The organism is Janthinobacterium sp. PAMC25594, from assembly GCF_019443505.1.
In the GTDB taxonomy this organism is placed as follows: Bacteria; Pseudomonadota; Gammaproteobacteria; order Burkholderiales; family Burkholderiaceae_D; genus Janthinobacterium.
Genome location: NZ_CP080377.1, coordinates 1,573,558 through 1,587,878 on the forward strand (window position 1 = coordinate 1,573,558; position 14,321 = coordinate 1,587,878).

Sequence of the window (14,321 nt, forward strand, 5' to 3'; positions counted from 1 at the left end):
CCACTTGCCCTATTCCCATCCCCATGCTGAGAGTCCTGGAAAATCCCCTGTACTATCTGGACAATTTCCAGGATGTGCTGAGCTGGATAAGCGCCCGTTACGCCGATCTGCTGAGCGCTGAAGAAACGCAGTTCATCGCCGCATTCGGCGCATTGCCGCAGCCGTCGCGCGCGCTGTTCGTGCGCCTGGTCATGCGCAAAGGCTGTTTGTTTCGCGCCAGCAAGCTCAATTACCCGGAAATCGGCGACACGCGCGCCGCCGCCCTGCCCTTGCTCGCCACGGGTTGGGTCGAGGCCGATCCTGCCATCTCGCTCGATGAACTGTTCGAGCAACTGCTGAAAGGGGAAATCGCCCAGGCCTTCCAGCTCGCCGCTCCCCTGAAGGCGGCGCGCAAGGCCGAGCAGCTGGAAGCCTTGCGCGAGCAGCATGCGGACAATAAACCGTTTTCCACCTGGCATCCGGCCTCCGGCGACGTGCTGTACCGCATCGGCCTGCAAGCGCTGTGCGACCGCCTGCGCCTGATTTACTTTGGCAACTATCACCAGGACTGGTCGGAATTCGTGCTGTCCGACCTCGGCGTGTATCAATACGAAAAAGTGGAATTTTCGCCCGCTTCGCGCGGCTTTCGCACGCGCCAGGATATCGAGCACTATGAAGTGCTGCACCAGTGCCGCGAACGCTACAACGACAGCGCGCCGGCGGACGAGGTGCTGCAGGAACTGGCCGCGCTCCCCTTGCCCGAGGACAATACTTGGCTGGCCAGTCGGCGCGACAAGCTGCGCTTCCAGATCGCCCAGCACCTGGAGAAATGCCAGGACTGGCCGGCCGCCTACCGCGCCTACGCCGCTTGCCGCTACCCGGGCGCCCGGGGCCGCGCCATCCGCGTGCTGGAAAAAGATGAGCAGCCGCAAGCGGCCTACGAGCGATTGACGATCGCCCTGGCTGCGCCGGAAAGCGAGGCGGAACAGCAATTGCTGCTGCGCATGGCACCGCGTTTGCGGCGCAAGCTGGGTCATGCGAAACAAGCGGCCAACGTGGCGGCCACCGTGGAGCGCATCGACCTGCTGCTGCCGTATCCGGCGCAAGCCTGCTACGTGGAGGGCGTAGTGCAGCAGCACCTGATGCAGGACGACTCTCCCGTGTATTACGTGGAAAACACCCTGATCAACTCGCTGTTCGGCCTGCTGTGCTGGCCCGCCATCTTCAAGCCCATGCCCGGTGCCTTTTTCCACCCGTTTCACCGTGGCCCGGCCGACTTGCACAGCGCCGATTTTTACCAGCGCCGCAGCCTGGACTTTGCCACCTGCCTGGCGCAATTGGACGACGGCACATATCAAGCGACGATACGCGCCACGCTTGCCGCCAAGCACGGCATCGTTTCGCCTTTCGTCAGCTGGGAGATGCTGGACGGCAGCTTGCTGGACCTGGCGCTGGCCTGCATCCCGGCTGCCCACCTGAAGAAGGCGTTCGAGCGCATCTTGCTCGACATTAAAAGCAACCGCAGCGGCTTTCCCGACCTGATCCAGTTCTGGCCGGCCGAGCAGCGCTACCGCATGATCGAAGTCAAGGGTCCGGGCGACCGCCTGCAAGACAACCAGCTGCGCTGGATCGCGTATTGCGCCGAGCACGCCATGCCCGTCAGCGTGTGCTACCTGCAATGGCAGGTGGCTGCATGAACCGCAAAAGTTACACGATCGCCGTGCGCGCCCTGTGCGAATTCACCGCCAAGGTGGGCGACCTGGACTTGCGCTTTACCCCCTCGCCCACGGCGCAGGAAGGCATGGCCGGCCACGCTACCGTCACTAGCCGGCGCGACGACGACTACCAGCGCGAAATCAGTCTTTCCGGCCACTTCGGACCCCTGCATGTGCGGGGCCGCGCAGATGGCTACGACCCGGCACGCCGCCAGCTGGAAGAAATCAAGACGTACCGGGGCGACTTGGACGCGATGCCAGCCAACCACCGCCAGCTGCACTGGGCGCAGGCGCGCATCTACGGCCATTTTCTGTGCCAGCAGCTGAACTTGCCCATGCTGCGCGTGGCGCTCGTGTATTTCGACATCGTGAGCCAGAAGGAAACGGTCATGCACGAGGAATGCACGGCCGAGGCGCTGCGCATTTTCTTCGAGCAGCATTGCGCGCTGTTCCTCGACTGGGCCGAACAGGAAATCGCGCACCGCGCCAGCCGCGACGCGCAACTGGCGACCATGGCCTTTCCGCATGCCGACTTTCGCCCGGGCCAGCGCCAGCTGGCAGAAGCCATGTACAAGGCCAGCAGCCGCGGCTGCGGCTTGCTGGCGCAGGCGCCGACCGGTATTGGCAAGACGGTGGGCAGCCTGTTCCCCATGCTGAAGGCCACGGCCGCGCATGGCCTCGATAAACTGTTTTTCCTGGCCGCCAAGGTGCCGGGCCGGCAAATGGCGCTCGACGCCTGCGCCATCCTCAAGGAGAGCGCACCCCTGCTGCCGCTGCGCGTGCTGGAACTGAGCGCCAAGACCAGCGCCTGCGAACATCCCGACAAAGCCTGCCATGGCGAATCGTGTCCGCTGGCCAAGGGGTTTTACGACCGGCTGCCGCTGGCGCGCGAGGTGGCGCTGGCCAGCGGCTTGATTTTGGACAAGGAAGCCGTGCGCGCCATCGCCTTGCAGCAGGGTATCTGTCCCTACTACCTGGGCATGGAGCTGGCGCACTGGAGCGACGTCGTCATCGGCGACTACAATTATTATTTCGACCTCAGCGCCATGCTGTACGGCATGACCCTGGCCCACGACTGGAAAGTCAATGTGCTGGTCGACGAAGCGCACAATATGGTGTCGCGCGCGCGCAGCATGTATTCGTCCGAACTGGCGCAGATCGACCTTAAAATGCTGCGCAAGTTCGCGCCCGAGGGCTTGAAAAAGCCGCTGGACCGCCTCTCGCGCCAGTGGACGGCTTTACTAAAAGAGCAGGATGGCGACTACCACGTGCATGCCGCCTTGCCCGACAAATTCTTTGGCGCGCTGCAAGGCGTGGCGACGGCCATCGGCGATTACGCGGCCGAGCACGCGGCGGCGCTCGATGAAGACTTGCAGCGCTTCTATTTCGACGTGCTGCTGATCAACCGCCTGGCGGAAAGCTTCGGCGCGCATTCGCTGTTCGACGTCAGTAAAACGGACACGGGCTCCACCGTCTGCATCCGCAACATCGTCCCGGCGCCGTTCTTGAAAGAACGCTTCGCGGCCAGCCACAGCACGGCCCTGTTTTCCGCCACATTGAGTCCGTGGAATTACTACAGCGACACCCTGGGCATGCCGGACGACACGGCCTGGGTCGACGTGGAATCGCCGTTCCAGGCGGAACAATTGTCCGTGCGCGTGGCCGACACCATTTCCACGCGCTACCAGCACCGCGCCGCCTCGCTGCTGCCCATTGCCCAGCTGATGGCGAAGCAATACGCGGAAACGCCGGGCAATTACCTGGCCTTCTTCAGCAGTTTTGATTACATGGAAAAGACGGCCACGCTGTTTGCCCAGCATTACCCCGACGTGCCCCTCTGGCAGCAGCCGCGCCGCATGGACGATGCTGCCCGCGCGCAATTTTTGGGCCGTTTCGGCCTGAACACGCGCGGCATCGGCTTTGCCGTGCTCGGTGGCGCGTTTGGCGAAGGCATCGACTTGCCCGGCGCGCGGCTGATCGGCGCCTTCATCGCCACCCTGGGTTTGCCGCAGATCAACCCCGTCAACGAACAGATCCGCCAGCGCATGGGCGAGCTCTTCGGTTCCGGCTACGACTACACGTATCTGTATCCGGGCATGCAGAAGGTGGTGCAGGCGGCCGGCAGGGTCATCCGCACGCAGTCGGACAAGGGCGTCGTGTATCTGATTGACGACCGTTTTTCACGGCCGGAAATCCGCCAGCTATTGCCCACCTGGTGGGATGTGCAGCTAGCCAACCAGTAACTTCAGCTTCTGGTAGCCCGCCTTGCTCACGGGAATGCGCGTGTCATCGCGCAGGATGGCCACGTGGCTGTCTTTCGTCGCCGCCTCGATGCGGCGGATGCCGTCGATATTGAGCAGGTACGACCTGTGCACGCGCAGGAACTTGGCGGGGTCGAGCTGGGTTTCCAGCTCCGACAGTCTCTGGCTTTTCAGGTAGGACTTGCCCTCGGAGCGGATGCTGATGTAATCGTCCTGCGCTTCGATGTAGTCGATGCGTGCGCTGGCGATCACGTGAACTTTCGCGCCGTCGCGGATCAGCACGCGGGCCAAAGGTGCCGCGCGCGTGGCCGCCTCGCGCGCCAGCGTCAGCACCGTTTCGGGCGTGCCGCGGTTGGCGCGCGCATGGGCCAGCGCCTGGTCGAAACGCTGTTCGCTGTATGGTTTCAGCAGATAGTCCAGGGCATGGCATTCGAACGCCTTCAGGGCGTACTGGTCGTAGGCCGTGACAAAGATCAGCTTTGTCTTCGCGCCGATCAGCTCGGCCACTTCAAAGCCGTCCAGGCGCGGCATCTGGATGTCGAGGAACACCAGCTCCGGTTCCAGTTCCGCGATGGCCTTGACGGCGTCAAAACCGTTGGCACATTCGGCCACGATGTCGATATCGTCATGGCGCGCCAGATATTCGCGCAATACGCTGCGCGCCAGCAATTCATCATCGACGATGGCGACCCGCATTCTTGCCTGCATCATGCTTCCTCCGTCTCGCCGGTCTGCGCCGGCATGGAAATCATCACTTCGAACTGGCCGTTGCGCCGGCCCCAGTGCACGCCCGCTTCGTGGCCATACGCGCCGGCAAGGCGCTGGCGCACATTCTCCAGGCCCACGCCATTGCCGCGCTCTGGCCCTTGATCCGCATCCACCGGGTTGCGCACGGCGATCTGCAGCAGGCTGCCCGCGCGCCGGACCTCGATGGCGATCAGGCCACCCTCCGTCAAGCCACAGATACCATGCTTGACGGCATTTTCCACCAGCGGCTGTATCAGCATGGGCGGCAACAGACACGCCAGCGCGGCGGCGTCGATGGCTTCCGCCACTTGCAGGCGTGCGCCGAAACGCACTTGCTCGATGGCGAGAAAGTGGCGGATCAGCACCAATTCCTCTTGCACGGTGATGTGCTTGTGCGCTTCCAGGCTCAGGCTCTGGCGAAAGAAGCTGGCCAGTTGCAGCGTCATCTGGCGCGCCCCCGCCGCATTGATGGACGTCAGGGCGCTGATGGAGTTCAGGCTGTTGAACAGGAAATGCGGATCGATTTGCGTGCGCAGCATGCGCAATTGCGCTTCCTGCGCCATCAATTGCGCTTCCAGCCCCCGCTGTTCGGCCATCCTGGCGCGCACGAATTCCAGCAACAGGTAATGCACGGCGGCAGCCAGGCAATACAGCAGCGCGCCCAGACCGAAGAACAGGGCCAGCATCGACTGTGTCAGGTCCATGCCCAGCCAGTGCTGCTCCAGCAACAGGCTGACGCTGTTCAAAAATTGCAGCAGGGTGGCCCACAGCAAGCCCGCGAACAGGGCCGCCGCGCTCATCACGCTGGCGATGGCGAGCGGATGGCGGGCGTGCAAGGGGTAGGCGCGGCACAGGTAAAACGCGGAAAAACCCGAACCGATCGCATACACGAGCGTGGCGGGCACCACCAGCACGACGGCGTTGAGCCACGGCGCATGCGCCACCCTGGCCAAAATAAAAGCCAGGGCCAGGCCCAGCGCGATGCACACCAGGAACACCACCACGGCGCCGCGCCGCTTCGACAAGGGTCCGGACATGCGCGCCTAGTTGCGGATTTCGAGGCCGCCCATGATGGCGTAACCCGTCACGTACAGACGCTTGCTCTGGTTCGGCGGCACGATGGTCTTTTCTTCGAAACCGCCAAGGATGGGCGTGCCCTGCAGCACGACGCTCCAGTCGGGCGGAATCTTGATGGTGACGCCGCCGCACAGGGCAGACACGTTGAGCACGGCTTCGCCTTCGATCGACGCCTGGCGCAAGTCGATTTCACAGCCGGCCATGATGACATTGATATCGCCGCCCTTGAAGCGCTGCGACGACACGCGCCGCACATAGCCGCCGAGGATGGCCGTCACTTCGATGATGCTGTCGTCGTCCGCCTGGTCGCTGGCGCCGGGCGCTGCAGTGGCATCGGCCGCATCCTTGTCGAGGGAAACGGCGCCATTGCGGGCCTGGCCAAAATGGTCGGCATCGTCAGGGGGAGCAGCCTGGCGCTGGCGTCGCTGCCGCTGCTGCCCGCCCGGCAGCGATTTCGACACGACGGCCACGCCGGCGGCAATGATGAGTAGCGGCCACAGCATGCTCCAATTGATATAGAACAAGCCCATGGCTTTCAGGGTCCAGCTCAGGCCCAGCAAGACCATCACGCCGCCGAGGATGTAGCCGGAGCGGGTATGGCTTTGCGATATTTTCAGCAAGCCGAAAATGATGAGGATGGTGGGCCAGAAGCGGAAGGTGTAGCGCACATTGATGAAGCCGAGGTTATCGAGCAGGAACAGCAGCCCCAGGCCGATGACGATGACGCCCAGCACGATCTGCGATGGCGAGTGCAGCGGCGGTCTATTTTTCATGCTCGGACTCCCGGTAGGCAATAAAATGTTTGTTCAGCAGCGGTTCCAGCACGAGGCCCACGCCCCAGGCGATCAGCAAGGCTGGCCAGCTATTGTAGAAGGTCATATTCCACAGTTCTTCATACGACACATACCACCAGGCGGCAAAAAAGATCAGCCACAGGCCGCTCAGTACCTGCTTGGCGGACACGGGCGTGAGCAGCTTGTTGAGGCCGAAGACGACCAGTATCAGCGGCCAATAATGCCATAGAGCATAGTAGTCATGGAGATAGATCACATCGAGCCGGTCCAGCAGGATGATGGCGCCGATGGCGATCAGCAGCACGCCCCACAGCAGCTGGGTACGGCGGTAGTACGCTAGTTCAGGTTTCACGATACCTCCTTGGTCTTGGTTGATCGTCAAGATACGCGCATTTCGGCGATGGGAAAACCTCGTTTCGGCGAATGGCGGACAGGTGGCGGTGAATGGCGCGACGCAGGGAACGACAGGCAAAAAAAAGACCGGCTAAGCCGGCCTTGAAAGGGTTCGCAGTACACACCGCGACCTGGAGTTGCAGTGCACAGCCGCACGGCGCGAGCGCGCCGGCGGCAAGAATCTGGTGCCGATCCTTGAGGCGACCGGCTGACCTGCTGGAAGATCGAACATGCCGCCAACTTCACGGCAGTGCGTCTCAACCAAGCAAAGCCATCATACTCCCGATCGCCAAACAGCACCGTTCGCTAGCGCACACAGAGGCGGTTTTGCTGAGCTGCATCAAGCGGCGATAGCGTGCGGCGGCTTGAGCATGTCGTGCTTGATCCACTCCAGCACGGCTGGCCCCTGCGGCTGCCAGCCCAGCAGGGTGCGTGCCCGCTCGCCGCGCACGCGGCTGTTGGAGCCGAGGCCGTACGACGCCATCTCGTAGCCCCATTCGGCAATCGCCTCGGCCAGCGGCCAGTCCTGCGCCGGTCCCAACTGCAATGCCAGGGCGATGGCGGCCGTCATGTCGCGGAAGGCCGCCTCGCCCGATTCGACAAAGTAAAACGTGCCGGCAGGCGACTTTTCCAGCGCCAGCAAATACAGGCTGACGACGTCGTCGATATGCACGTTCGACCAACTATTGCGGCCCGGCCCCACGTGGCGCACGATGCCGCTCTTACGCGCCTGTTTCAGCAGGCGTGGCAACTGCACGCTGTCGCGTGGCAAGGCGCCGTGGCCATAGATCAGGGTGTTGCACAGCACGCTGGCGCGCACGCCTTGCGCGGCGCTGGCCAGCACCAGGTCGTCGATGGCGACCCTTGCCGCCTTGTCGGCCGTGGGCGCCGGCAGCTTGTCCTCGTAATAGATCTGTTCCGTGCCCTCGCCACCCGAGGCATCGCCCACGATGGACGAGCCGCTGGTGTGGAGGAACGGCTTGTTGCTGCCAGCCAGCGCTTCAATGATCGCTTCGACGGCGGCCCGGTGGTCGCTGCTGGCCGCATTGATGACGGCGTCCGCCGCCCTCGCCTGCTCGATGAGCAATGCGCGGTCGTTCAAATCGCCTTGCACGCCCACCACACCCACCTTGGCCAGCTCGGCCACCTGCTCCGGCTTGCGCACGAGGCCCGTGACCTGATGGCCGGCGCGCACGAGACCCGCCGCGATGGAACTGCCGATGAAACCTGCCGCACCCGTTAAAAACACTTTCATAGTTGCTCCTGTCTGGTTAGATTGCTGTCAATCACACCAGCCCAGTATGCCCGCTTTCGTCTTTCACAAAAAGCCGCCGCACGGCAAAAGATTTATGCTTTCGGCGCAACAATCTTGTTTTTCAGCTGCAGGGCGGCGATGTAGCGGCTCTGATAAGCAGGGTCTTGCGGCGTCAGCAAAGTGAGCCTGTCGCGCGCGCGCGTGGCGGCCACATAAAAACGGTTTTCCTCTTCCAGCGGGTCGGTCTTGCTGCGTGGGAATTCATCGACGGCCAGGTAAGGCAGGATGACATGGTTGTATTCCAGGCCCTTGATCTGGTCGATGCAGGCGATCACCAGTTTGGCCTTGCCGGTCGAGACCGTCACAGCGTCTTCCATCTCGCCCAGCCAGCCGGCAAAGCCGCCCAGCGCCACGCCCGCCTCGCGGCACACGGCAATGAAGCCGTGCAGGGAACGGGCCACGACCCGCGCCTGCGCCGGATCGACATAGATGCGGCGCGCCGTCTGTTCCAGCTGCATCAGGCCGAAGATGTGCTGCAGCGCGTCGCCCGCCAGAGCGTCCGGGGGCAAGGCGCGCAGGTAGTCGACGGCGGCCAGGGTCAGCGCCGCCTTGTCCTGGTTCTGCGACTTGGCCAGCTGGTTGGTCAAAAAGCCTTCCAGCAAATCCGGGTAATTGGCCACGTCGGCCTTGGCTTGCTGCAATTCCGCGCGCGTAAACGGGATTTCCGCGAACGCCACCAGGGCTTCGAGGATGTCGCCACGGCGCGGGCCGCTCTTGATCGCATGTAAATCCTTGCGGGCGATGGCGACCATGCCGCGCAGCATCAGTACTTCCAGGCTCAGCAAATAGCTGTTCATGTCCACCAGGCCATACGCGATGCCGCTCTGGAAAAGGGCCGTTTCCACGCGGATGGCCTGGTCGCGGTCGCGCAGCAAGATGGCCGTCGTGCCCGCATGCGCTTGTTCGAGCGCGGCGATCAGCTGCGCGCTGCACGCCTGGGGCTGCGCATGGTCGTACTCCAGCACGTCGATATGGGTGGCGCGCGACAGGGCCGACACGCTGGCCTTGTTTTTCAACACGCCGACAGCCTGCGCCAGCTGCGGGCCGTAGCGGTAGGATGCCGTCAGCGGCAAGCGCTGCAAGGCGGGGAATTCCTGCTCGAAACGCTGGCGCAAAAAGCGGTGGTCGGCGCCCGACCACGTATAAATCACTTGATCCTTGTCGCCGGCGCCGCAGAAAAACGCGTTGCCGCGGCGTATCAGCATGGTCAGCAGGCGGAACGACGCCTCGTTCAAGTCGTGCAATTCATCGGCCACGATGATCTGGAAGGCCGGCAATTGCTGGCGCAGCGGTTCGTCGCCGTCGAGCATGCGCACCAGGTCGTAGGTGGCGTCGAACGGGGCGCGGAACTGGATATCGCCCGTGTCGGCGCCGCGCAAGCCTTCATATTCGCGTAGCCATAGATAATGCGTGCGCGACATGCCCAGCAGCTCCAGGTTGTCATCGAGCGAGTTGCTCTCGAAGTCAGGATTCTGGAAATCCAGGCGCGCCTTGGTGCGCAACTGCAACTTCAGGAACTCGGCGATGGCGCCGTTGGTCGTATTGATTTCCAGCGGATAGCGGTGAGCGTATTTCTCGGAGACCACTTCCAGCGCTTCCCAGGCCACGGGGCGCAGCTCCTCATCGCTGCGCATGGAGGCTACCTGCATGTTTTCCAGCTGCAGCAGCACCTTGGCGGCAAACGCGTCGAAGGTATCGACGGTCAGGCGCTTGACGACGCCGAGCGGCACGCCCACTTCCAGCAGGCGCTGGCGCAGCGCCACGCGCGCCGCTTCCGTGAAGACCAGGGCCAGCATGCGCTCGGGCGCGCGGCCACGGTGCAAGGCTTCGGCCAGGCGCAGGGCCAGGGTCGTCGTCTTGGCGGCGCCGGCATTGGCGTCGATCAAGACCACTTTCTTTTGCGCCGTCTGGATGGCCACCTGCTCCGGCGTGGGCGTGATGCGTTTGGGAATGAACTGCGGGGCGTTATCTGTACTCAAGGGTATCCTGAAATGATGTCTGTTCTCGGCGCGCTACCAGGCGCAGGTGCGCAGGCCGGCAAAGATGTCGCCCCGTTCGGGCGCGTGGAAGGCGCGCATGCGGGCTGAACGCAGGCGCGGCGACGTGGCGAAGGCGGCGCCGCGCAGCACCTGGTGCCGCATGAAATACGGCGCCGAATATTCGCGCCACGCATCCACCGCAAAGCCCGGATACGGTTCGAACGGCGTCGCCGTCCACTCCCACACCTGGCCCCAGTGAAAGCGCGGATGGCCGGACAGCGCAGCATACTCCCATTCCGCCTCGGTCGCCAGGCGGCGCCCCGCCCAGGCGCAGTACGCTTGCGCTTCATACAGATTGATGTGGCGCACGGCCTCATTCGGCGGCAAGGTCGTGCGCTGGCCGAAACGCATGGTGCGCCACTGCGTCGCTTCGCGCAGCCAGTACAGGGGCGACGAGCGCTCCTGCCGCATCAGCCAGGCGCTGCCGGCCGCGCTCCAGAACTGGCGGTTCTGGTAGCCGCCATCGGCGACGAAATCGGCAAACTGGGCGTTGGATACGGCGCAAGCATCGATGGAAAACGGCGCCACGTAGCAGCTATGGGGCGGCGATTCATTGTCGAAGGCAAACCCGGCCCCGCGCGGCGAACCGAGTGCGATGGTGCCGCCAGGAAAAGCGATCTGCCCCGCGCCGGGCGGCAAGGCCGGGCTGGCAGCGAGGGATTCGGAGGCTTCCAGGCCCAGCCATTGCAAACCGGCCAGCATTTCCTCGCCACACAAGTCTTCATGCGCCAGCGCCAGCCGGTACGGCGCCAGGGCGCTGTCGACGTTCGGTTCGCGCGAGAGTTTATCGAGCACCCGGTCCAGCACTTCGCGGCAATACGTTTTCACGGCGCCCGGACTGGGCAGTTCCAGCTTCCAGCGCGCACGGTGCTCCACCATATTGGCGTCGAACATATCGTCGCCGCGCGTCAGCAGGGAATTGTAGATGGCGTCGGCCGGATGGCTGGAAGCGGCTTCGCGCAGGATGAACCACTCGGCGAACCAGGCGATATGCGCGAGCTGCCATAACGGTGGATTGAGGCGCGGATGACGGGGCAGGCCCGCCACCACGTCCAGCCCGGCACTGACATAACAGTCGAACAGGGAAAGCGTGTCCTGGCGCGCGGCCTGCAGCGATTGGGCCAGTTGCTGCGCGCCGGCGTGGCGAAAAGAGGCGTTGATTAAAGTCATGGCCTGATTGTAACGACTTATGCCAACATTGCACCAGCCGCCAGGGGGAACTATCGCCCCCCTGCGGACTACTTGACCAGCAACCCGCCCTGCAGCGGCGTGACGACGGACTTCGGCATGCTGACGATGAAGCTGCTGCCCTTGTCGGCCACGGACTGGATGGCCAACGTGCCGCCGTGGCGCAGCAGCACGTGCTTGACGATGGCCAGGCCCAGGCCCGTGCCCTGGGTTTCGCGCGAACGGCTTTTGTCGACGCGGTAAAAACGTTCCGTCAGGCGCGAAATATGTTCCTGGCTGATGCCGATGCCCGTGTCTTGCGCGATGAATTGCGGTCCGGCCGGGCCATCCTGCCAGCGCAGAGCGATGCTGCCGCCGGCCGGCGTATAGCGCACGGCGTTCGACGCCAGGTTGCCAAACGCGCTGTACAGCTCGTCGTAGCTGCCCAGCACGTCGGGACCGTTGCATTCCATCTTGATCTCGTGCTTGCCGGCCGACAAGCCCTTGGCGTCGCGCAAGACCTGCTGCATGAGCTTCTTGATATCCACGGGCTCGGGGCGCAGCGGATAGTCGACCGATTCCAGGCGCGACAGGGTCAGCATATCCTCGATCAGATGCTGCATGCGGTGGCCCTGCTCCGTCATCAGTTTGAGGTGAGCGGCGCGCGTGGCGGCGTCCAGGTCCAGCTCGGCGGAAGCGATTTCCAGGAAGCCCACGATGACCGTCAGCGGCGTGCGCAGTTCGTGCGAAGCGTTGGCGATGAAGTCGCGGCGCATCATTTCGATGCGTTCCGTTTCCGTCACATCGTGCGTGACGAGGATCTGGCGGCGGTTCTCGAACGGAATGATCTGCACGATCAGCTTGCGGTTGCGGAAAGTGATCGTCAGCGGCTGGTCGTAGCGGCCCAGGATGATGTAATCCATGAACTCGGGGCTGCGGATCAGGTTGGTCACACGCATGCCCTTGTCGCGCTCGTGCGTCAGGCCCAGGTGTTTCTCGGCGGCCGGGTTGCACCATTCGAGGAACAGCACATCGTCCATGATGACGACGCCGTCGGGCAACAGGTGCATGGCTTGGCGGAAACGCGCCAGCCATTCCGTCAGCTCGGCCTGGTTTTTCTCGTCGTCGCGGCGCATGCGGTACAGGCGCGCGAAGATGCTGGTCCAGGCGCCCCAGCCGTCGGGCAGCTTGGCGCTTTGCGGATTGTCCAGCCAGTTACTCAGCTGGAACAGATACGACAGCTGCACGAACACCATCATGGCCATCAGCACGAAGGCGATGCCCAGCGCATACGTGGCGCCAAACAGATACCAGACGATGGACACGCCCAGCAGCGCCAGCACCATGCGCAAGGCGGCCGGCACCCAGAACAGCAATTTCGGATTCATAAGAGACAGGCTTTATTTTTCAGACAACATGTAGCCGACGCTGCGCACGGTCTTGATCAGGCTTTCCGCCTCTTTCAAGGCTTTGCGCAAGCGCAATACGTGGACATCGACCGTGCGTTCCTCGATCACCACATGGTCGCCCCACACCTTGTCGAGCAACTGGCTGCGCGAAAACACGCGCTCCGGATGGGCCAGCAGGAATTTCAGCAGCTTGTATTCGGCGTGGCCGATATCGATCTTCTGTTCATCCATCATCACGGTGCAGCTGACGGGATCCAGGGCCACGTTGCCGGCGCGCATGGGCGCCTGCGCGTGTTCCGGACTCTTGCGTCGCAACAGCGCTTTGGCGCGCGCCAGCAGCTCGCGCGGCGAGAACGGCTTGGTGACGTAATCGTCGGCCCCGCTGTTCAGGCCGGCCAGCTTGTCTTCTTCCATGCTCTTGGCGGTGAGCATGATGACGGGGATGGCGGCGAAATTGCGGTCGGCGCGGATGCGCGACAGCAGGCGCAAGCCCGTCTGGTCCGGCAGCATCCAGTCCAGCAGGATCAGGTGCGGCGTGCGGTGCTGGATGAATTCCCAGGCATCGGCAACGTTTTGTACGGAACAGCAATTCCAGCCCGATTCGCGCAGCGAATACGTCACCAGCTCGACGATGGCTGGCTCATCTTCAACAATCAATACCGTGGTTTTATCAGATGCCATAAAGCTTACTCAGGGAGCTCCTCGGAAATGGCGGGAGCCGCCACCTTGGTGTGGCGGATGTCCTTGCCTTCAACCACGTAAATCACGTATTCGGCGATGTTTTTCGCATGGTCGCCGATCCGTTCGATGGCCTTGGCCACCCACAGGGTATCGAGCGCCGCCGAAATCGTGCGCGGGTCTTCCATCATAAAGGTGATCAAGTTGCGCATGATAGACCGAAACTCATGGTCGATGATGGCGTCTTGTGCAATTAATTGTAAGGCCTGCTTGCCATCGTTGCGCGCGAACGCATCGAGCGCATCGTGCAGCATGTCGGTGGCCGTGTTGGCAATGCCGCGCACCATCTCGTAATGGTTGACGACGCCGTTGCCCCGCTTGTGCAGATTCTTCGCCACGCGGGCGATTTTGGTCGCCTCGTCGCCTACGCGCTCGAGGTCGGTAATCACCTTGATGGTGGCCATGATGGTGCGCAAATCGTTGGCGGCCGGCTGGCGGCGCACGATCAGATGGCTGCACGCGTCGTCCAGCGACACTTCCAGCTGGTTGACGACGTCGTCTTCGCGCATCACGCGGTCGGCGCGTTCCGGGTTGCCGATGCGAAAGCACGTCATCGCGTCGAGGAACTGGGTTTCAACGATGCCGCCCATCAGCAGAACTTTCGAGCGGATCGCTTCGAGTTCGTTGTCGTATTGCTTGGATGAATGTTCGCCTAACATGCTGTCTCTCCGTATTCAGTTGTCTTGT

Annotated in this window: 12 protein-coding genes; 2 read left to right on the top strand and 10 right to left on the bottom strand. The window is 63.1% G+C overall.

The genetic code is table 11. The features are described 5' to 3' along the window. The first annotated feature begins 23 nt into the window (after window positions 1–23). The gene (locus KY494_RS06975) at window positions 24–1,676 is read left to right on the top strand and encodes a VRR-NUC domain-containing protein (RefSeq protein WP_219890406.1); all 1,653 of its coding nucleotides are present in this window, start codon (window positions 24–26) and stop codon (window positions 1,674–1,676) included. Then, on the top strand, window positions 1,673–3,937 hold the full coding sequence (locus KY494_RS06980) for an ATP-dependent DNA helicase (RefSeq protein WP_258194720.1): 2,265 nt from the start codon (window positions 1,673–1,675) through the stop codon (window positions 3,935–3,937). The genes KY494_RS06975 and KY494_RS06980 overlap by 4 nt, the downstream gene beginning before the upstream one ends. Here the strand turns inward: KY494_RS06980 and KY494_RS06985 are convergent. The 10 genes from KY494_RS06985 to phoU all read right to left on the bottom strand — a co-directional run bounded on the left by KY494_RS06985 (window position 3,923) and on the right by phoU (window position 14,293). Continuing rightward, a complete protein-coding gene (locus KY494_RS06985) occupies window positions 3,923–4,651 on the bottom strand; it encodes a LytTR family DNA-binding domain-containing protein (RefSeq protein WP_219891510.1) in 729 nt (242 codons plus the stop codon). The two genes, KY494_RS06980 and KY494_RS06985, sit on opposite strands and share 15 nt — an antisense overlap. 11 nt (window positions 4,652–4,662) lie before the next feature. Continuing rightward, complete coding sequence (locus tag KY494_RS06990; protein ID WP_219890408.1) at window positions 4,663–5,739, bottom strand: sensor histidine kinase; 1,077 nt, start codon at window positions 5,737–5,739, stop codon at window positions 4,663–4,665. 6 nt (window positions 5,740–5,745) lie between these two features. Further along, the gene (locus tag KY494_RS06995) at window positions 5,746–6,552 is read right to left on the bottom strand and encodes a LiaI-LiaF-like domain-containing protein (protein WP_219890409.1); all 807 of its coding nucleotides are present in this window, start codon (window positions 6,550–6,552) and stop codon (window positions 5,746–5,748) included. After that, window positions 6,542–6,925 (bottom strand): LiaI-LiaF-like domain-containing protein, encoded by a 384-nt coding sequence (locus tag KY494_RS07000; protein WP_258194722.1) that lies wholly within the window; start codon window positions 6,923–6,925, stop codon window positions 6,542–6,544. Before KY494_RS07000 ends, KY494_RS06995 begins: the two co-directional genes overlap by 11 nt. 381 nt (window positions 6,926–7,306) lie before the next feature. Then, window positions 7,307–8,221 (bottom strand): NAD-dependent epimerase/dehydratase family protein, encoded by a 915-nt coding sequence (locus KY494_RS07005; protein ID WP_219890411.1) that lies wholly within the window; start codon window positions 8,219–8,221, stop codon window positions 7,307–7,309. Between the two features lie 92 nt (window positions 8,222–8,313). Further along, window positions 8,314–10,260 carry a UvrD-helicase domain-containing protein gene (locus tag KY494_RS07010; protein ID WP_219890412.1) on the bottom strand — a complete coding sequence of 649 codons (1,947 nt, stop codon included), beginning with the start codon at window positions 10,258–10,260 and terminating at the stop codon, window positions 8,314–8,316. 33 nt (window positions 10,261–10,293) lie between these two features. Next, window positions 10,294–11,490: a selenoneine synthase SenA gene (senA, locus tag KY494_RS07015; RefSeq protein WP_258194725.1), complete on the bottom strand. Its 1,197-nt coding sequence runs from the start codon at window positions 11,488–11,490 to the stop codon at window positions 10,294–10,296. Window positions 11,491–11,558: 68 nt separating this feature from the next. After that, entirely contained in the window at window positions 11,559–12,875 is a 1,317-nt protein-coding gene (phoR, locus tag KY494_RS07020) for a phosphate regulon sensor histidine kinase PhoR (RefSeq protein WP_219890413.1), read from the bottom strand. Between the two features lie 12 nt (window positions 12,876–12,887). Then, on the bottom strand, window positions 12,888–13,577 hold the full coding sequence (locus tag KY494_RS07025) for a response regulator (protein WP_034755074.1): 690 nt from the start codon (window positions 13,575–13,577) through the stop codon (window positions 12,888–12,890). Window positions 13,578–13,582: 5 nt separating this feature from the next. Then, complete coding sequence (gene phoU / locus KY494_RS07030; RefSeq protein ID WP_071078202.1) at window positions 13,583–14,293, bottom strand: phosphate signaling complex protein PhoU; 711 nt, start codon at window positions 14,291–14,293, stop codon at window positions 13,583–13,585. Window positions 14,294–14,321: the final 28 nt, after the last annotated feature.